The sequence below is a fragment of the Mesorhizobium sp. BR1-1-13 genome, from assembly GCF_020165515.1.
Lineage (GTDB): Bacteria > Pseudomonadota > Alphaproteobacteria > Rhizobiales > Rhizobiaceae > Mesorhizobium.
In genome coordinates this window covers 349,072-368,817 of sequence record NZ_JAIUIH010000005.1, presented here as the reverse complement: position 1 = coordinate 368,817, position 19,746 = coordinate 349,072, and the positions used below count along the sequence as shown (strand labels likewise).

General features: G+C 60.1%; 13 protein-coding genes. 8 read left to right on the top strand and 5 right to left on the bottom strand.

Annotation, left to right across the window (positions count from 1 at the left end):
* Window positions 1–5 precede the first annotated feature (5 nt).
* Both LB533_RS15275 and tssI read right to left on the bottom strand, forming a co-directional pair.
* A complete protein-coding gene (locus tag LB533_RS15275) occupies window positions 6–428 on the bottom strand; it encodes a DUF6484 domain-containing protein (protein ID WP_224677614.1) in 423 nt (140 codons plus the stop codon).
* Window positions 429–439: 11 nt separating this feature from the next.
* Complete coding sequence (gene tssI / locus LB533_RS15270) at window positions 440–2,767, bottom strand: type VI secretion system tip protein VgrG (RefSeq protein ID WP_224677612.1); 2,328 nt, start codon at window positions 2,765–2,767, stop codon at window positions 440–442.
* A 250-nt stretch (window positions 2,768–3,017) separates the two neighbouring features.
* Between tssI and tagH the strand changes: the two genes are divergently transcribed.
* The 7 genes from tagH (at window position 3,018) to LB533_RS15235 (ending at window position 15,670) form a co-directional block, all read left to right on the top strand.
* Complete coding sequence (tagH, locus tag LB533_RS15265; RefSeq protein WP_224677610.1) at window positions 3,018–4,073, top strand: type VI secretion system-associated FHA domain protein TagH; 1,056 nt, start codon at window positions 3,018–3,020, stop codon at window positions 4,071–4,073.
* Between the two features lie 421 nt (window positions 4,074–4,494).
* Entirely contained in the window at window positions 4,495–5,865 is a 1,371-nt protein-coding gene (gene tssL / locus LB533_RS15260) for a type VI secretion system protein TssL, long form (RefSeq protein WP_318012500.1), read from the top strand.
* Between the two features lie 22 nt (window positions 5,866–5,887).
* Window positions 5,888–9,445, top strand: coding sequence for a type VI secretion system membrane subunit TssM (gene tssM, locus LB533_RS15255; RefSeq protein WP_224677606.1), 3,558 nt, complete (start codon window positions 5,888–5,890; stop codon window positions 9,443–9,445).
* A gap of 156 nt (window positions 9,446–9,601) precedes the next feature.
* A complete protein-coding gene (locus LB533_RS15250) occupies window positions 9,602–10,381 on the top strand; it encodes a PP2C family protein-serine/threonine phosphatase (RefSeq protein WP_224677604.1) in 780 nt (259 codons plus the stop codon).
* Window positions 10,381–12,825: a serine/threonine-protein kinase gene (locus LB533_RS15245; protein ID WP_224677603.1), complete on the top strand. Its 2,445-nt coding sequence runs from the start codon at window positions 10,381–10,383 to the stop codon at window positions 12,823–12,825. The genes LB533_RS15250 and LB533_RS15245 overlap by 1 nt, the downstream gene beginning before the upstream one ends.
* Window positions 12,826–12,836: 11 nt before the next feature.
* Entirely contained in the window at window positions 12,837–13,343 is a 507-nt protein-coding gene (locus LB533_RS15240) for a DUF1036 domain-containing protein (protein ID WP_224628628.1), read from the top strand.
* Window positions 13,340–15,670, top strand: coding sequence for a M23 family metallopeptidase (locus LB533_RS15235; protein WP_224677601.1), 2,331 nt, complete (start codon window positions 13,340–13,342; stop codon window positions 15,668–15,670). The genes LB533_RS15240 and LB533_RS15235 overlap by 4 nt, the downstream gene beginning before the upstream one ends.
* 72 nt (window positions 15,671–15,742) lie before the next feature.
* On the opposite strand, the gene LB533_RS15230 is transcribed toward LB533_RS15235, so the two are convergent.
* Window positions 15,743–16,279 carry an OmpA family protein gene (locus LB533_RS15230; protein ID WP_224677599.1) on the bottom strand — a complete coding sequence of 179 codons (537 nt, stop codon included), beginning with the start codon at window positions 16,277–16,279 and terminating at the stop codon, window positions 15,743–15,745.
* Between the two features lie 203 nt (window positions 16,280–16,482).
* On the opposite strand from LB533_RS15230, the gene LB533_RS15225 reads away from it, so the two are divergent.
* Entirely contained in the window at window positions 16,483–17,061 is a 579-nt protein-coding gene (locus LB533_RS15225; RefSeq protein WP_140552977.1) for a DUF6931 family protein, read from the top strand.
* A 46-nt stretch (window positions 17,062–17,107) separates the two neighbouring features.
* Here the strand turns inward: LB533_RS15225 and LB533_RS15220 are convergent, their stop codons facing one another.
* Both LB533_RS15220 and LB533_RS15215 read right to left on the bottom strand, forming a co-directional pair.
* Window positions 17,108–18,346 carry a caspase domain-containing protein gene (locus tag LB533_RS15220; RefSeq protein ID WP_224677598.1) on the bottom strand — a complete coding sequence of 413 codons (1,239 nt, stop codon included), beginning with the start codon at window positions 18,344–18,346 and terminating at the stop codon, window positions 17,108–17,110.
* Between the two features lie 19 nt (window positions 18,347–18,365).
* Window positions 18,366–19,469 (bottom strand): OmpA family protein, encoded by a 1,104-nt coding sequence (locus tag LB533_RS15215; protein ID WP_224677596.1) that lies wholly within the window; start codon window positions 19,467–19,469, stop codon window positions 18,366–18,368.
* Between the last annotated feature and the right edge of the window lie 277 nt (window positions 19,470–19,746).

The following is a 19,746-nucleotide window of genomic DNA, read 5'->3' as shown; positions in this document are numbered from 1 at the left end:
ACCGCCTAGTTGAGATGAACTGCACCGCCTCGTATGTGATTTGTGCCACTTGCGTGACTGGACAAATGGCTGCCGCGAATCGAAACCCTGCCGTCTTTCTCAAGGATGATGGACGCCAGGCCGCAACGCAACTCGATGCGGTCAGTAGCATTTATTGTTACAGTCTCGCCGTCGCTAACCACTTGCATGTCTTGGCGATTGCGCTTGGGTTCTACGATGCGTCCAACCACCAGTGGTCGGGCTGGATCCCCGCTTTCGAATAACAATGCCACTTCAGAGCCGATAGACGAATTTTCGAGGGCTGCCAGACTACGCGCCTTGACAGCGGTCTCGCTTTTATTGCCGACAAACACGACAAGCGGAAACCCATCATCGATCCCGATCAGCAGCCCGATCACCACTCCATCGATACGATCCAGAACCTCCATGAAGCGCACCTTCAATTGTTGTGAACATTACTTCCTTCGATCTTGGTGTCGCCATCAGCCTTGACGTTGATTTTGCCGCTGCCCTTGATCGATATGTCCTTGCCCTTGATGGCAATAGTGCCATCCTTTTTCATACTGATCGTCGCATCGCCGCATTTGAGCGTGATAGAGTCGCCGGCTTCGATCACCAGATTCTTGCCGACCTTGATCGAACTGTCTTCGGTGATGTCGATGCCGCTGCCCTTGCCTACTTTGAGAGAGTGCGCTCCATCGATTTGGGTGCCATCGTCCGCGGTGATCTTGGCGGTTCGGCCCTTGCTGATCGCCGAAGTATGATCGCCGGTGACGGTGAAGCTCTGGTTGCCGCCAATTTTCACCGTTTGGTCTGATCCTATCTCCCAACTGTCGGTTGTACCGACATCGTGGCTCTGGCTCACGGCGACCTTCATGGTACGGGTCGCGCCAATCGTATTTTTCTGAAAGCCGCCCACCTCGCGCGTTTCGGCCGCCAGCACGGAATCGATACGCGCTGCCTTCACCGTGATCGTTTGGACTATGCCGACAGTCTGCGTGTGGTTGGCATCGATGTTCTCGGTTGAGTTCGACACGACATGGATGGTCTCGTTGGCCATCACCGTCAGTGAACGGTTCGCACCCACCGTCTCGGTGTCGTTGCTACCGATGTTGGTGGTCTGGTCGACGCCGATCTTGACCGTCTTGTTGTTGCCGACGTCCTCGTCGAGGTTGTGGCCGACAGAGTGCTTGGCATCGTGGTCGATGCGGTCGGACTGGTCGTGCTGGACCAGCTTGGTGCGGTCGTGCTTGATCAGAAGGTTGTGGTCCTTCTGCGCCTGGAAGTTGACCAGTTCGGAGCCGGCTTTGTCCTCGAACATCAGCTCGTTGTAGCCGCCGCCGCCTTTGGAGGAGTCCGACTTCCAGCCGGATTGAGTGGCACTGCCCGGCAGGCCGTAAGGCGGCATCTGGGAGGCGTTGTAGACCCGGCCGGTGATGATCGGCAGGTCCGGGTCTCCCTCGATAAAATCGACGATCACCTCCTGACCGATGCGCGGTATCTGGATGAACCCCCAGCCGCTACCGGCCCAGGTCTGCGATACGCGCACGAAGCAGGAACTGTTCTCATCCTTCTTGCCCAGACGGTCCCAATGGAACTGGACCTTCACGCGGGCATATTTGTCGGTAAATATTTCCTCGCCGGACGGACCGACCACCGTCGCCGTCTGCGGCCCCCGCATGATTGGCCGTGGCGTGATCCGTGGCGGGCGATAGGCCACGGCGGTCGGCGCCACGCCGAGGATCACCTGGAAGTTCTCGCTGTCGACGTCGGCATGGGGCCTGTAACCCGGGTCGAACAGCCTGTATTCGGCGCTCACCACCAGATATTCCTGGTTCTGGTCGTCACGCGGAAAGCCGTCCAGCTTGAACGTGCAGCCCGAATAGAGGCCGCGCACGGTGCCGACGGCGGCGATGCGCTGGTGCACGGCCTGGATTTCCTCGCGCCGGATCGCGGCCAGGCTGTCGCCCCGGCCCACTTCGAGATGCGCACCGGGCTGGCGGTAGTTCTCGCCGGCGGCCAGCTTGTGGCTGAACGGCTGGGCCGACTTGGCCATGAGGTCGGCGCCCGGCTTCTTGAAATCATAGTCGGTATGGGCATAAGCGCCGGGGCGCACCGAACTGCCCGGTATCCACGCGGTGATGTACTCGACATCACGCCGGGAACCTTGACCTTCAAAGTTGTAGAGCACTTTCTCGTAGCCCGGCGCAGGCTTCAGCTTGCTCATCGCGTCAGCCAGGACAAGTGTGTGCTTGCCGTCATCGTGCTCGAAGAAATATAAGATGCCCTCATGCTCGAGCAGCCGCTGGACGAAGTCCAAATCCGTCTCATCGTACTGCACGCAGTATTCGCGCGGGGGATAGGACCCCTGGAGGCGCAGATCGAATTCCGCCGCGCTGTATTTCTTGAAGATGTCCTTGACGATGTCGACGACGCTCTTGTTCTGGAAGATCCGGCAATCGCTGGTGTTGCCGAGAAACCAGAGCCACGGCCTGATGACTGCCTCATAGTAGGCCAGCCGATCCTCAATCCCGGTGAGCCGAAACTCGGATACGATGCCACTGAACCAGCGCTTCGGATCGGATTCACCTTCGATCGAGACCGGGCCACCCAGCATCTTCAGCGGATCGACATTGGAGTCGGTGCTCACGAACCCGACCGTGTAGGCAAAACAACGGCTGATCTCATCGCGCCCGACAAGATGCGTGAAGGTCAACAGCTCGGAGCCAACCGGTGTCTGGACAACCGTGGCACGTTCGTTCGGCATGGTCGTGCCCCTCCTGGACGCGGCCGCTGGTGTGGAGGATTTAAAGGTCCCGCAACCCGTTGAGGAACTTCTTTTGGACCCGCCGCACCAAACTGTGTTGAGACTAGCACACGTTATACCGCTGACCAAAGGGCCGCATGGTCATTGGAGCTTGCCCCCTCGATTCATCATCCCGAAACGCTGCTGTCCCGTTGTGCGCGCAAACTGCTACAATGGCGCAATATCGGTAACCGATCGACGGCGATCCAGGATGTACATCAGCCTGCAAATCAACAATGCCGACGCCCTACCCGCTGGCAATTCGACCCGCTACGCGGCGCGCGATCGTGGTTTCGAAATCGGCCGGGAGGCCTGTGACTGGACATTACCGGACCCTGACAAGTTCATCTCCGGCCGGCACTGCGAGGTTCGATACGAGTCAGGCGCGTTTTGGTTGCATGATGTCTCGCGCAACGGGACCTATATCAACGGGTCAAACCAGCGCATGACCGGCACGCACCGGCTGGATCACGGCGACCGGGTGCTGATCGGCCGCTATGTCATCTTCGTATCCATCGACGATGAGGGCGCCGCGACAGGCCATCCAAGCCACGGTTCGACGCAACGAGACAGGCCCGTCGCGACGGATAAGCCGTTCGAATTCGCCGATGAGCCAATCGTCACTTCGGGAGACCAAATGCCCGACCGGCGCGTTCCTGCATCGCCGTCCTTGTCGCGACCTGCGCCTCTCCCTTCGACCAGGGACGACGTGCTGCGGGAAATCGCCATCGGAGCCGGTATCTCGCCGGAATTGCTTCAATCGCGCGACCGCCATGAAGTCGCGGCCGAAATCGGCGCGGTGCTGCGGGCGGTGGTCGAGGAACTGAGCGTGCTGCTGAAAGCGCGCGCGGCCGCGAAAATGCTGGCCAAGAGCCCACAACGGACGATGATCAGCGCCGCCGACAACAATCCGCTGAAGTTCGTCCCAGGAACCGACGACATCCTCGAAATCATGTTCGCCCGTCGCCGGGCCGGCTATCTTGATGCTAGGCGCAGTATTGAAGACGCATTCCGTGATCTCAAGACGCACGAACTTGCCACCTATGCCGCAATGCAAGCCGCGCTCTCCCGGCTGCTTGACGACCTGTCGCCTGAGGCGATCGGCAGGAAACTTCCCCCTACCTCGTTTACGTCGAAGAAGAACCAGGCCTGGGATGCCTATGTCGCGATGTGGCGGACCATGGAGGAAGCACACGAAAATGGCATGCTGGACATATTCCTGGCCTATTTCAGTGAGGCCTACGCCAAAGCCGCAAAGCAAAAATAGACTGCTGCAACCTAGCCGTGGTGTGGTCGTCGGCGAAGAAAGTGGCTTCCGTACAAGACGTCGGTTCCAATCGACGAATTCTGAGATTAGAGTCACATGCGACAGTTCGCCAATCGGGTAAGGTTTGATTAACCTGGGGTCTGCGGCAAATGTCATGTTACGGCGGGACAGCGTCTGTTAACCACCCTTGCTGCGGACACAGCCCTGGACAGCAGCGCCTGAATTTCCTTTGTCCGTTCACAATCCACCTTGCGACCCTCTGGCGCCGCCTGCGGGACGGTGGGCGATGAGCTCGAAGGACGATCCTTTCGGCCCCGCGGGCAAGACCGTCATTCGCGCCACTCCAAGGCGCGAGCCGAAGCCGGCCCCTCCGGAGCCCGTCGCGGATGGCGGGCTGTCCTCCCGGATGAAGGAATCAACGGTGTTCGATCCCGGCATCGGCCTGCGCAATGCGCCTGGCTGGACATCTGGGACCGTAATTGATCAAGGCGCTCAATCCGGCGCGGCAGAAGTCGGTGCTTCCGTGGCAGTTCCGATGCCAGCCATCCGGCAGGAGACCCTGGTCGGTGCCGCGGCCAACGTCAGTTATTCCGCCGCAAACCCGATCCTTGCAGCCGCCGCACCATTGCTGATGCTGGTCGGCCAGCTCAGGCTCGTCCCGGTGAAGAGGCAAGCGGAGCTGTTGGCAGAACATGTCACCGAAGCGATCGATAAGTTCGACAGAACGTTGGCGAAATCAGGGCTTGCCGAAGAAGATGCCCGGATTGCAAAATTTGCCCTGTGTGAAACCGTCGACGATCTCATCGGCAACCTACCCTGGCCACAAAACGATGCCTGGGCGCGGCACAGCATGCTGTCGCAGTTCTTTCACACCGACTCGGCTGGAACAGGCTTCTATGAAGCCCTCAACAAGATCCTGGCCGATCCCGAAAAGCACTACGATCTGCTCGAACTGATGCATGCCTGCCTGTCGCTGGGTTTTGAGGGCCAGTATCGAGGGCTGACGCGAGAAGAAAACAATCTCGAACGCGTTCGACGCGACGTCTACGAGACGCTCCGCTACTTCAGAGCGCGCGCCGGTGAGGACATCTCGCCGCGCTGGCAGGGTCTGGCGGCGACGATGGCGCAGCCGTCCGCCCGTCTGCCGCTCTGGGTCCTTGCGGCAGCGGCGTCGGCTCTGCTGACGGCGACATTCTTCGCGTTGCGGGTCTTCCTCACCGATGCAGGCGAGGCCACCGCCGGCACACTGCTGGCACTCAATCCCTCCACACCAGTCGCCATCGAACGAGCTAGCGTCGCGCTATTGGCTGAGCCGGTGAAAGTCACCCCATCCGCGGCGACAATCAAGCAGATCGATCGTATTCGCTCAGCACTGGCCAAGGACGTCGAAGGCGGTGGGCTGACCGTCGGCACGAAGGGCGACTTCATCGTGGTGGAAATCAACAATCTTCTGCTGTTCCAGTCCGGCAGGGCCGAGGCGAAGCCGGATTTCCAGCCCATTGCTGCGGATATCGCCGCAGCCTTGGAGCCCGAACCCGGTCCAATCCGGATTGTCGGCCACACGGACAATGTGAAGCCGCGAAGGTCGGGCCCCTTCAAATCCAACTACGACCTTTCCGTCGCCCGGGCGAAGGCTGTCGAATCGATGATGGCATCGAAATTCAGCGATTCCTCGCGGCTATCGGTGGATGGCAAGGGCGAGGACGAGCCGATCGCCGACAATGCGACGGCGGAAGGCCGCGCCAAGAACCGCCGTGTCGACGTGATGATCGCCAAGGAAGAGACATTATGAAGGCCCTCTGTTGGCAACGCCGATGAGGCTGTGGCTGGTTCGGATATTCAGCATGATGGCGCTGGCCGGTTTCGCCGCGGCTGTGTGGTTTGCGGGACCGTTGATCCGCTTCGCCGATGTCCGTCCTCTGGGACCTACCTGGCTGCGCGCGACCATAATCGGTGTGATCGCCTCAATACTCGTTGTTTTTTATGGGCTGCGTTTTTGGCAAGCGAAAAGCGCGCAAAAAAAGCTCGAGACTGCCGTTGCACATAATGACGACCTCAGCGACGATTCGCGGGTGCTTCAAGCGCGCATGGTTGAGGCCGTGGCTGCCCTCAAGCGATCTAGCGGCAAGCGCAACTTCCTCTATGAGATCCCCTGGTACGTCGTCATAGGCCCGCCCGGGGCGGGGAAGACGACGGCACTGGTCAATTCGGGTCTTAATTTTCCGCTTGCCGGTTCGGGGGATGCTCAGCCGGTGGCTGGCGTTGGGGGCACTCGCTCCTGCGACTGGTGGTTCACCGACCAGTCCGTGCTGATCGACACGGCCGGGCGCTACACGACGCAAGATTCCAACGCTGAACGCGACAACAAGAGCTGGCTCGCCTTCTTGTCGCTGCTCAAGAGATACCGCACCAGGCAACCGATAAACGGTGTCATCTTGGCCATCAGCCTGGCCGATCTCATCAGCCTCGACGATCAGCAATTGGATGCGCACATCACCCAGATACGCAGCCGCCTGCGAGAAATCTACGAGACGCTCAAAATCCAGTTTCCAGTGTATCTGCTTTTCACCAAGGCTGATCTGGTTTCGGGGTTCATGGATTATTTCGGCGGCTTCGATGAGCCACGCAGACGCAAAGTATGGGGAGCCACATTCCAGACCGCAGAGCGCGACAGGAACATGTCCGGCCAGGCCCCCGCCGAATTCGATGCGCTGGCAAATCGACTGGCGGAGGAGATGACCGACCGCCTCCAGGAAGAAACCGATCCGGTCACGCGGATCGCCATATTTGGCTTCCCGGCACAGTTCGGCGCCCTCAAGGGCCGAATTGCGAATTTTGTAACCGGCGTGTTCGACCCGGTGCGCACCCAGGTCAATGTCAGCCTGCGCGGATTCTATTTTTCGTCAGGCACGCAAGAAGGAACGCCGATCGATCAGGTGCTGGGCGCCATTGGTCGCGATTTCGGCAGCAACTCCCGACCTCATCTCTCCGGAACCGGCAAAAGCTTCTTTCTGCACGATCTGCTGACGGACGTCATTTTTGCCGAATCCGGTTGGGTTTCATCCGACAGATCAGCTGACCGGCGGGCGGCGATCGTCAGATATTGCGGGCTCGCCGCAATTGCTTTGATCGCAACCGCCATATTGGGGGCGCTGGCCGTGAGCTTCGCGGCCAACCGCTCGCTCATCGCCTCCACGGCTCAGGCCGTGGCCCAATATCGCGAAACAGCTGATACGCTGCTCAAAGCGACGACGGTGACCGATGTCGACCTGGAAAACGTCATCGGCCCGCTCGACCAATTGCGCGACCTGCCTGCCGGGTTCGATACCGGCGGCTTGCCGACACCGGTCAGAGAGACATTCGGCCTCAGTCAGCGGGAGAGACTTCTTTCGGCATCCGAAACCGCCTATCGGCAAGCGCTGGAACGCATGTTCCGCTCGCGCCTGCTCATTCAGGCGGAGCGTACTATCCAAGCCAAGATGGGCGATCCCGTCGCACTCTACGAACCTTTGAAAATCTACTTGATGCTTGGCGGCCAGGCACCGAAGGTCGATGACGCGCTGATCGTTTCCTGGATGAAGCAGGATTGGGAACAGAACCGATACCCAGGCGAAAACAACCGAGAAGGACGCGGTCACCTCGAAAAGCATCTGCATGCAATGCTTGCATTGGACGACGCCTATGATCCCATTTTCGAACTGAACCAGCCGCTTGTTGAAGCCGCCCAACGCTCTCTCGGTCGCATGAGCCTTGCCGATAGGGCGACCGCTTTGATCAGGTCGGCAGCATACGCGGCCGCGCTGGATGACTTTTCCGTTTCCTTCAAAGGTGGCCCGGAAGCGCAGCTGCTGTTCGAGCGCACCGACGGCAGTGATGTGTCGGGCCTTCGCGTCCCCGGGATCTACACCTATGCCGGCTTCAACAAGTTCTACCTTGCCCAGCTTTCGCGCCTTGCGCAGATGCTTGTCGACGAACAATGGGTCCTCGGTGGCGGCGGCGAACAGGGCGACATCGATCAGCGATTGCTCGAGCTCGGGCCCGAACTTCTCGATCGCTACGGGAAGGAGTTCGCCGCAGCGTGGAACAGCGTTCTCGACCAGTTGAAATTCAAGACGATGCTGGCAGACAAGCCGCACTACATAGCCCTTTCAGCCGCTGCTTCCCCTACCTCGCCAATAAAGCAGCTGTTTGCGGCGATCGCCAATGAAACGGCTCTGACGCATGATCCAGGTGACAGTCCGGGCGCCGAGGCCGAAGCAGGCACGGCTCCAAACCAGCAACGGAGCGCCGTTGATTTAGCCAAGGGCCTGGCCCGCATCGGCATACACATCGCCAAAGGCAAATCGCAAGGTCGCGCCGGCACAAGGCCCGCTGACGCACAAAACCTGAGTCCGGGCGCGAACATTGAAGCGCGGTTCAGATCCTTCCAGACCTTGGTAAACGGCCCTGCCGGACACCGCCCAATCGATGCACTGACCCAGAACTTCAGCGATATCTATCAAAGCCTGCGACTGGCGGCCGACGTTCCGTCGCAGATGGAGCGCGTCAATAGCAATTTGCAGCTGCAAGTAGCCACCCTTCGCGCCAATGTGTCGCGTCTGCCCAAGCAGCTCGGCCGGATGGTCAACGCGACGGCAGATGAGTTTGAAGGCAACGTCGCCGAAACCTCGGTGGCAAACTTGAACCAGGTACTTGACCAGGCGGTCACAGTGCCCTGTGAGGCAGTGATCAACGGTCGTTACCCCTTCGACGGCAACGGCGCGCAGGATATCGCGGTGGAGGATTTCGCGAAACTGTTCGCCCCTGGCGGGCTGATGGACCGGTTCTTCGCACAATATCTTGCCTCGCTGATAGACATGACCGGCCAGGACTGGAGTTGGAAACAGGATGCGCGCTTTGGACGTGACCTGTCGAAATCGACCCTGAAGGATTTCCAGCTCGCCGCGGAAATCCGCAATGCCTTTTTTCCATCGGGCGGTTCAGTGCCCTCCGTCAGCATCACCTTCACACCCTTCTCCCTGCATGCCGATGCCGACACGGCGATACTCGATGTCGACGGTCAGACTATCCAGAGCAACCAAACGGGCAACAGACCAGGCACGGTGGCCTGGCCTATCGGCACAGCTTCGGGATCCGCCAGTCTAAACCTGACGCCGGAAATGCCAGGCCGCGATTCCGCCATCCAGTTCGAAGGGCCGTGGGCCCTGAAGCGGCTTCTGGACAAGGCTGCCATCACCGGCAATGACGGAAGCCAGCAGGCCCGCTTCGTGATCGGCGGCCGCGACGTCACCTATACGATCCAGACAGGTTCGGGCACCAACCCCTTCTTGCTCCCTGCCCTTTCCGGGTTCACCTGTCCCAAGGCGTTTTGAGACGGAGATGTTGGATAGCAAGCCGCCGAAGCGCAAAACCAGATGCCAACATATTTTAGTTTTCGATACTTTAATGGCTGAGCCTATGGCAAAGTGGCGTGAGCGCGCGCCCGAAGGTGCGCCGCGGAGGACGCTGAAGAAGCGTTTGGTGGCAAATTGAACAATGTCGCCCTTCCCATTGAAAGCTTCGGCGTCAGCCACAGAGGCTGCGTGCGGGAGCTCAACGAAGACAACTACCTGGTCGAGCCCCAAACTGGCCTGTGGGCGGTTGCCGACGGAATGGGTGGGCACGACGCCGGAGAGGTCGCTTCAGCCAGTATCGTCGATCACCTTGCAACGATCGGGATTGCAAGCTCCGCACCTGATCTTCGGGCGCGCTTCGAGGACAGGCTGAGCAGGGCCAATGCCGAGATCCGCGGCATATCCGAATCGCGCGGCATAACAATCGGCTCCACTTTTGCTGCACTACTGGTCATGGACGGGCGGTTTGCCTGCCTCTGGGCTGGTGACAGCCGCGTCTATCTGATCCGCGACGCCGAGATCTCGCAGATCTCGAAAGATCATACCGAAGTGCAGGAGCTCCTCGACACAGGCATGCTCACCGAAGCCGAAGCGCTCACCTGGCCGCGCCGCAATGTCATTACCCAGGCGGTCGGCGTCAACGACGAGGTTGTCATCGATTTCCAGCAAGGCGAAATCCTGCCGGGTGACGTCTTTGTGTTGAGCACGGATGGCCTAACGGCGCATGTCACCGATGCCGAAATCAAGGCAGCGACCGTGTCCGCAACAGCTCAGGCGGCCTGCGAAAACCTGCTGGAAATGGTTCTGGCGCGTGGCGGGACTGACAATGTGACCGTCGTGCTTGTGAAGATCGGCGGCGGGGACGTTAGACAATCGCCTCGTCCGGATCTGTCCAAAGCGGAGGGGCGACGCTGATGAGCGAGGACGACAAGACGCGGATATCGCCCGGCGCAGCCAATACCGTCGTGGGCACGCAACTCAGTGGCATCTATGAACTTGACGAGCGGATCGCATTCGGCGGCATGGGCGAGGTCTACCGGGGCCACAACATCCAGACCGGCGACCATGTCGCCATCAAGATCGTTTTGCCAGAGTTCGCCCGCGACCAAACGATCTTGTCCTTGTTTCGCAAAGAGGCGACTATCCTCAATCACCTCTCGCATGATGCGGTCGTCCGCTATCACGTCTTCACGATCGATCCGGGCATCGGTCGTCCCTACCTCGCCATGGAATTCGTCGACGGCGCATCGCTGTTCGACATCATGCGGCGTGGGGCGATGCCGACGGCAGAGGTACGCAAGCTCTGCCACCGCCTCGCGTCCGGCCTAAGCGCTGTGCACCAGGCCGGAGCAATACACCGCGACCTCTCGCCAGATAACATCATCCTGCCGGGAGACCGGGTTGACCGTGCAAAGATCATCGATTTCGGTATCGCACGCTCGGCGACCGTGGGCGGGGAGACCCTGATCGGCGGAAAGTTCGCGGGAAAGTACAACTACGTTTCACCCGAGCAACTCGGGCTCTACGGCGGCGACGTCAGTGAGCAGTCCGACATCTACAGCCTGGGGCTGGTGCTGGTCGCCGCTTTGCGCGGCAAGCCGATCGATATGAGCGGCTCGCAGTTCGAAGTCATCGAAAAGCGCCGGACTGTGCCCGATCTTTCCGATATCGATGACGATTTTCGCGGCATAGTCGAAGCCATGCTGCAACCGGATCCGCGGGACCGGCCGGTCAGCATGGCGGAAGTCGCCATAATGACCCGTGACGACGACGAGGCGACAATGCGGCCGCCTTCCGTCACGCTCCGCGAACAGCCGGGGCTGAAGCGCACAGGGCAAGGCTCTGCTCCGGAAAGCAAGAATGAGGCCCGGCCGCCGAAAGTCGAGCGACATGACAATGTGCCCGCGACGGGTTCAGGCGGGCAGCGCTTTGTCGAGCATATGCGGCCCCCGCTTTTGTCTGGGCCGCGAGGTCCGGCCGTCGTCGCCTCGGGGGCGGGCACGGCTGATGTGCCTGGCCGATCCACAAAGACCCGAACCATTACGCTCGCCGCCTTGGCGACGCTGGCTGTCGCCTCTGGAGGTGGCCTCTATCTGAACGGCATCATGACGCCCGCGACGCCGACCGTGGGCACGACGTCGCTTTCCGCTGCCGAGCCAGCAAGGCCCGCGCCCGAAACGCCGAAGCCCGCTCCGACGCACACTGTCGGTAACACCCCCGCGCCGCCCAAAGCGGTTCCGCCTGCGCAGCCGAAAGGGCAGGCCTCCACACGGCCCGCCGAGGACCAGCCAGATGCTGTGGCAGCGCAAAAGCCGCAGGCGGCAAAGCCCGTCGACGTCCCCTTGCGGACCGAGGTCCCGCCAAAGCCACCCGCGACGGACGCGCAGCCGCCCGAAAAGGCATCGTCGCCGATCCGCTCCGATGCGATGGCCCCCGATAGGCAAACGCCGGTGTCGCCGTCAGAGGCGACCGCCCCAACCCTGCCACCAGCCGAAGCAGTCCAAACACCACCGCCGCCTCAGCCAGAGATTGTCGAGGCCAAAACGCCCGAGCTACGGACGAATCCGCCGGCGGCACCCCCAACACCGGAACCCAAATCCAATGCCGCCCCACCGGTCATCGCCAACGCCGACAGCCAAAATTCTGGGTTGCCGACAATCAAACAGCCGGACCAACCCGTCGTGGCGTTGAACGTCCCCAAACCAGCGATGCCCGCCAGCGTCGACGATATCGCGCAACGAACTGCCTGGGTTCGCCACTTCGGCGGCGGTGACTGTTTTTATGCTGCCGTGACGTCTGCTAGCGACAAAGCCGGCGCGATCGAAGGATTTGGCACGGCGGTCCAGCCATTCGAGCGCATGCTCGCCGATTTCCAGGCAAGATTCCATGTCGAACCCGACATCAGCGTCCGCCTCATTGAACCAAGCCAATGCGAGGTGACCAATTTTCTGCGCTTTCTTGGGCAGACTGGGAACGCCCAGCCGAAGCTTGTGCTTGACCGGACATCTGTGCCGAACGGCACGCCAATCAGCGGCACATTGGTGACGCGTGGCGGGCTCATTTCCAGCCTCCTGCTGATCGATCACAAAGGCATGGTGTTCAATCTCGACGACCGCGTCGTCGCAGAATCGGACAAGGCGACCTTCAGGATCCCGATTGGTCTCGGCGCAGCCGACAAGGCTGCTGGAAAATCCGTGCCGCAGATAATACTCGTCATCACTGGCCCTCAGGACATTCAGGCGGCTTCGTTCTCCAATCCGACGCCGGCTTCTGAGCTGTTGCCGAAAATCCTCGAGGAAATCGAAACCGACGGATCTCAGTTCTCAGCCACTGCCAAGTATTTTCGGCTCGGCGGATAGCATGGGCGCCGATGGAACGCCGCTGCTCGTGTTTGTCCCACTTGTCTGCCGCCCTGCCTGGAAAGCAGGATGATCCGGTGCGGGCCTTATCTGCCCTGACCCGGCGCATCAGGCTAGCAGTCATCTTGGGCGCCGCACTGCTGGCCGTGCTGTCGTCCAGCCAAGCGCGAGCCGAGTTCACGGTCTGCAATCAGACACTCGATGTCGTCAATCTCGCCGTCGGCCAGAAAGTCGACGATGCGGACCAGACCGACGGCTGGTGGACCATTGGAGCAAATCAATGCGTGAACGTCATCCGGGAGGAGCTGACCAACCGTTACGTCTACATCTATGCAACGGACGTGTTTGGTCACGCCATCCTCACAGGATCGACCGAAATGTGCATCGATCGGCGACGTTTCTCGATCCGTGGCATTGACGAATGCTGGCAGCGCGGCCACATCGCCGCGCAATTTCTCGAAGTCGATACGCTCGAACAAGTACGGTGGACGTTCTTCCTAACCGGAAGCAATCCGTGACGCACCATCTCGACACGAGCTTCAGGCAGAAGAAGCAGGCGCGCGCCGCCCTTCGCCGGCGCACGCTATGGCGCAGGCTCACGGCGGGCATGGTCCTGGCTTTGCTGCTTTCCGTTGCCGCCGGTTTCTACCTTACAGCCGACTATTGGTCATTCGGCGACGAAGACGAGGAGTTGCACGCCGTCGAGGGAGCGGACGATGTGCCGGCCGACGCATCCATCTACGTGCCCGCCATTATCGACCTGGCGGGGGACCCGATGTGGATAACCCTTGCGCCAGATGCCGGGGCCGCAACGAAGGGCAGAGTGCTCCCGCGCCCCGCAGAACTCGAACAGGCCGGCGTTTCGCCCCAGATCGAAGTCCTGTCCGATGTCATGCTGAGCGCCAGCGAAAAATTCATGACGACAATACCGTCGACGCAGGAGGATTTCGCATTCTTCCAGGCACAACGGAACACGCCTGACGCGCCATCCAGCGATCTGCAGAACGATCTTCAGCCGTCGCCTGCCACGAGCAAACTTGAGGCCAGTTCCAATCAAAAGGCGGATGCCGACGATCCCGAAGCGGGCTGGGGTGAGACGATCGATGCAGGCGATGCAGCCCTACCGACATTCCAGAAGACCCAGATCGAAAACAATACGAGCGTGGCGGCCGTCACGAATGAGTATCAGCGGTTCGAGGCGACTGAAGACACGTTCGTGAAGGTCCTCAACGATCGCACTCTGGATAGCGTAGCCTTGGACGCGCATTTCTCCGCAGACGATGCCAAGCTGGCAGGAGAGGCCCTCAAGGCAGTTTTCAACCGGGACGGTCTGGAAGCGGGCTACGTCGTTGCCATGCGCGGGTTCAGGCCGACGCGCGAGACGACAACAATGTCCCTGATGCAGGTTTCGATCTACGCCAAGAACGTGTTTGTCGGCACGCTGACGCGTGACGCCGCAGGCGCATTCGTCTCGGGGGTTGATCCTTGGGTCCGCGAAGATCTGTTCAACTATTCGGGCGCACAGGAAGAAGGCACCCACAAACGACAGTACCGTCTGCTCGACGCCATCTATTCGACAGCAGCCCGCAACAGTGTTCCGACCAGTGTGATCGGCGAGGCGATCATGTATCTGTCGCGAGGACAGGACCTGGACGCCTTTGCAAGTGAGGATCAGCGTCTGGTGCTGATCTATTCGCAGACGCCACGCGACAAGAACGAGGGGGCGGGGCGGGTGCTTTATGTGGGCGTCCAGGGGAGCGAAAATAGCCTCGACTGTTTCGTCTTCCAGCAAAGCGATGGCCAGTTTGCGTGCGTGACGGGTGATGATCAGGTTCGCTCGCTGACAGTCACCAATGGCATGGTCACGCCGGTCAATGGTGTCATGACCTCCACCTTCGGGCCACGCAAGCACCCCATCCTTGGGACCGTGCGCATCCACAAGGGCGTCGACTGGGCGGCGCCCGTGGGCACACCGATCGCAGCCGCCTTCGATGGCGAGATCACCTTCCAGGGCGACGGGGGAAGCTATGGCAATCTGGTCAAGATCTCGCACGAAAACGGCCGTGAGACGCGTTATGCCCATATGCAGAAATTTGCGATCGAAGGCGGCGCCGGCACCAAGGTGAAGGCCGGCGACATCATCGGCTATATCGGCACCACCGGGCTTTCGACCGGACCTCATTTGCATTTCGAACTTTATCAAAATGGCGAGGCAATCGACCCCTTGGGCACGGTTACCGCCGTCGCCTCAGACGACTCCGCCGTCGAAACGCTCACCGAGCGCATCGTTCATGTCGAGAGTGGCGGCAGTGCTCGCGCCAAAAATCCTAATTCTTCTGCAACCGGCGCTGGCCAGTTCATAACGAAGACGTGGATCAGGATGATGAATACCTATCGCCCGGAGCTTGCCCGCTCCCTTTCGACCGCCGACCTGCTCGCTCTGCGCTACGACGCCACGATCTCGCGAGAGATGGTGCGCAATCTGGCGCGCGAAGGCGAGGCCTACCTTCGTCAGCGCGGTCACCAGATCACGGCGGGCCGACTCTATCTTTGTCATTTCCTTGGAATGGAAGGCGCACATCAGGTGCTGTCGGCAGCAGGATCGGCGCAACTGAGCGCTGTGCTGGGATCGGCCGTCATCCAGGCCAACCCCTTTCTCACCGGCAAGACAGCCAGTTATGTGGTGGACTGGGCCGAAAGAAAAATGGGCCATAAGCTGAGCCGTCTGGCCACCAACGTCAGCTCGCAAACCACCACCACCGAAATCCGTCAGACATCGCCGGAGTTCGAAAAGTACAAGCACGCCATTTCGGCCCTCATAGGCTCGATCCAGGCTACGCTCTGAGCCTCCCGTCGCGGCCTAAGTCTCTCACACCGAGACTGTTGTCGCCCACGGCCGCCGCGCAGTTTGGAACGGCTATTGTGTCTTTATCCGCATTTCCACGCGGCGGTTCGCAGGATCGTACGGGTTGGCATTGCGCGGGTTGTTTTCGCCCATGCCGACGGCATTGATGCGCGCGGGCTCAATACCGCTGGCCGTCAGGAAGGCCGCTACCGATTTCGCTCTTCGTTGTGACAAGCCTTGGTTGTAGTGCACCGTGCCGGTGGCGTCGGTGTAGCCTTCGACCACGAAGTTGAAAGTGCTCAGCCGGTTGTCCTTCAACGCCTTGGCGAACTCTTCGAGCTCAGCTCGAGCAGTCGCGTCGAGCTCGGCGGAGTCCAACCCGAAATTGATCAGCATGTCGAGGTTGGATTTGCCTCCTTTTTGCGCATCTGGCGTCCTCTTGCTTTTGCACTCCTCTTCGGAGCCAACACAAATTCCTCGAGACTTGCCAAGGTTAGCTGCACCGGCAAAAAACTTCACGATGTCTTCTGATTTCCGAGCCGGGTCGGCGCTGGCATGGGTCGAGAAACACACGACCGCCAACACAAAGGCTGAACGTTTCCACAGCATAGCGCTCCTCCTGTTTGAGTATCCGATTTTGAGCATCCGATTTTAATTGACCGGCAGCATACCAAATTCCAGCGCGATTGTCTGTCGCCAAACGTCGGAGGCGAAATCGGCTCGACTGTTTTGACGCGGCACGGCTTGAGACTTGACCCGCGCCGCGCCGGAGGCTTGAGTGGCCAAAGCTCCTGGATGAAAGCGTGGCGTTCATGGTCAATGGGCTCCGATTCAAAACGGCACGGGACCTTTTCACGGCGTGTCCCGCGATTGGCAAGGAGATGCGGACTCCACCAACCGAACAGCCCTCGCTCGCGTTTTGCCGTGACCTCCTCGCCGGGGGTATTCCCGAGGAAGCGATTACATTTTGCGCCTACCTGCTTCCCGAGCGGGCTGCGGTCTGGTGGGCCCACGAATGCCTCAGCCACCTAAGCGACCGGTTCGATCAGGCCGATCACGAGTTGCTCGCCCTTGTTCGTGACTGGGTGGGCGAACCGGACAGCCCCCGCCATCGAGCAGATCTCATAGCCGCGGCGGCGAGGCCGCCAACAACCCCCGTCGGCTGGATTGCCTTGGCTGCGGGATCGCATGAAGACGGTGCTGAAATGGACGCGACGTCGGTATCGGCCCTGCAACCATTTCCTCTTGCCCATGCGATCAGTGCCGGAATTCTGACCGGCCTCGCACGTGTCGCGCTCGCCGACCGTTTTTCCGTGCTGTCGGCGTTCGTCGAAATGGGCATCCAGATGGCCGAGATCGAGGCACTGCACCAATCAGCGGACGCATATTAGAGCATTCACCAAGACGGAAATTTGGTCGGATGCCATCCCGCCCCGCCTACTTGCAGCCACCTTGAGCCCACTTGGCGAGCGCCACCTTGAAACGTGTCCCAAGCGGATGCTGTAAGCGCAGAACGGAGACGTCGTTGGTGGCGAAATTCTTCGCCTGATCACACAGCCGGGTCTCGTTCCAATCGTGGCAGCCGTTGCAATGCTTGCCTTTCCATACCGAATTGTCGAGGCCCTCCACCGGACTAAAGCGTGGCTCGCCCTTTATGAGTTCCGCAATACTTTTCCCATCGATTTCGGGATCACCGAAATTGATCGGACGGTCGAAAAAGATGGGGTCGTCAGAGGCAAGCTTTGGGATTTTCTGACGGAGCATATTGAGTGCAAGTTCGCTCTCGTCAGCGGAGCCCGCCGGATTGGCCGTGGCGTTGCGCATATCCGAGCCGCCTTCCGGGGCACTCGCCTCGCCCACAATCAGCGGCGCGTTGAGATCGACCTTGTGCAGGACGACCTCAGTGGTCAGCGAGACATTGCTCCAAGGGCGCTGTTTGCCGCCGGTTGTCCTGAAGACATCGGCGGTAACACGGTTCATTGCCTCGCTGATGGACACATTCGTTTCGCCGATATGCGCAAGCAGCGCCGAGGTGAACGGCGAATGTTCGCTCGATCCGTCATAGGCGACCTGATTTGGGCTGGTGGCGAACGCGACAAGCGTGCCGGCGCCACCATTCTCGATCGGGATTTCTGCAAGGCCGCTTTTCGCTCCCTTGACGCCGGCGGTTTTTGCCAACACCTCGGCAAGGGGATTGTCACGACAGGCATCGAGAAAAATCAGCCTTACGCTGGTCTCACGCGACATCTGCCGCAAAATAAAATCCACAGGCACCGCCTCGAAGTCGAGCGAGGTCTCGTCCTCCAGCGCGGCATCGACCGGAAGAAGGTAATTGCTGCCCGAGACCTGCAAGCCATGGCCCGCATAGAAGAAAAGCGCGATGTCTGCCCCGCGCACTTGCTTTGCGAACTGCGCTATTGTCGTCTGGGTCTGCAACTTGGTCAGATCGAAGCCGGAAACGACCTCAAAACCAAGATCTTTCAGGCTTTCGGCCATGGCTTTGGCGTCGCGCACCGGATTGGTGAGTGCCGGGGCATGCTGATACTGGGAGTTGCCAAGCACCAGGGCTGTACGGCGTTCGGCATTGGCTGCCGTCAAGGTGAAAAGCAGCGCAACCGCCGCGAGCCCGATTGCGCGAACAAGGCCACTGCGACGGGCGATTAGATCGAAACCCACCGGGACAACAAATCCTTCCTCAGTTGACGAGCTTGGTGGCGGAAAACTCGATGCGCCGATTGAGCGCCTTGTTCTTCGGCGTGTCGTTGGCCGCGACTGGGCGCTCCTCGCCGTAGCCTGTCGCCGTGATCTGCGTACGCGGAATGCCCGCCCCAACAATGGCGTCGGCCACTGCCTGGGCCCTGCGCTCCGACAAACGCTTGTTCTCTGCAACCGGTCCATCGGCATCGGTATATCCGGAAACTTCGACCTTTAGGCCCGGGCATTTGCTGACGACACCGACGACCTCCGCAAGGAGCGGCCGGCTTTGGGTATCGAGCCGCGCGCTCGCGGGGCGAAAATAGATCGCCCCGGTGCGGGACAGCACCGCAAACCTGTTGAGGCATTCCTCATCGCTGAAGTTGGTCTTCGCCGCATCGGTGGCCACAGGCCCGACCTCAGTGTTTGCCGCAACGGTCTGGGCGAGGGCTGGCTTGCTGCCGTCCGCGGTGAAAACAAAGTCGAACGACACCGACGCGGTGGGAACAATATTGGTCACATTGGCCGCCTGTTGGAGCTTGTCGACATTGGGCAATAGACCGAAGTCCTCCACATGCACCGCGACAGGGGCCTCCGAGGCGACCGAAACCATGTTGTCGCTGACCATGGTCACCACGACATTGGCCTCAAGATCCTTGTCGACCCCATGCATGTTGAGACGGAATGGGAGAACTGCCTTCATACGTCGCTTGGTGGGAAGGTCGGCAAATGCCGCCGGATCCACTTTCGCCGTCAGTTCGGCGGTTGGAAACTTGAAGGTCTCAAAGAAAAGGAACCGCATCCGGACGTTGCGCAGGTCGACCCCCGTATCGACTGAGTTGAGGTCGAAGGTGATCTTGGCGTCTCCGTCCGAAGTAAGGCTGCCCGAAATATTCCTGATCTTGTTGGTTTCGACGATCGTGTTCTTCTTGACCGACTGATAGGTGAGGACCGAAGCAGTCGGATCGAGCGTCCAGTTTGTCTGCGCGTTCGCGGTTCCCAGTCCGGACAAAATGACCGCGGACAGCACAATGGTCAAACCGAGCGCCTTTGTGGCGCGCCAGCTTGGCCGTGCTTTCGACCAAAATCCGAGGATCTCGAACATGGAACCCCCTGCCCGCCGAACCCGGCTGGCGTAGCGACGTCCGATCATGCGGCGTCCACAGACACAATAGAACACTTGCTCTCGGTTGGCGAGTATCCCGATTGATATGCTTGGCCAGTCTGTGGCCCGGTTACAGCGATCGCCTAATCCGCTTTGTTGGCTGCTCCATATCGGGCCGCGCAAGAGGCATGTTGTCCTCCTCACTCCAATCACCGAGCGCATACAGATCCCTTTTCCCTATCCTTGACAGGTTTCTTGGTATAAATTTTGGTGACCT

What these genes read in the sequence shown, in the direction of transcription:
- LB533_RS15275 (WP_224677614.1), bottom strand. Translation starts at nt 428, where the DNA reads ATGGAGGTTCTGGATCGTATCGATGGAGTGGTGATCGGGCTGCTGATC.
- tssI (WP_224677612.1), bottom strand. Translation starts at nt 2,767, where the DNA reads ATGCCGAACGAACGTGCCACGGTTGTCCAGACACCGGTTGGCTCCGAG.
- tagH (WP_224677610.1), top strand. Translation starts at nt 3,018, where the DNA reads ATGTACATCAGCCTGCAAATCAACAATGCCGACGCCCTACCCGCTGGC.
- tssM (WP_224677606.1), top strand. Translation starts at nt 5,888, where the DNA reads ATGAGGCTGTGGCTGGTTCGGATATTCAGCATGATGGCGCTGGCCGGT.
- LB533_RS15245 (WP_224677603.1), top strand. Translation starts at nt 10,381, where the DNA reads ATGAGCGAGGACGACAAGACGCGGATATCGCCCGGCGCAGCCAATACC.
- LB533_RS15240 (WP_224628628.1), top strand. Translation starts at nt 12,837, where the DNA reads ATGGAACGCCGCTGCTCGTGTTTGTCCCACTTGTCTGCCGCCCTGCCT.
- LB533_RS15230 (WP_224677599.1), bottom strand. Translation starts at nt 16,279, where the DNA reads ATGCTGTGGAAACGTTCAGCCTTTGTGTTGGCGGTCGTGTGTTTCTCG.
- LB533_RS15225 (WP_140552977.1), top strand. Translation starts at nt 16,483, where the DNA reads ATGGTCAATGGGCTCCGATTCAAAACGGCACGGGACCTTTTCACGGCG.
- LB533_RS15215 (WP_224677596.1), bottom strand. Translation starts at nt 19,469, where the DNA reads ATGTTCGAGATCCTCGGATTTTGGTCGAAAGCACGGCCAAGCTGGCGC.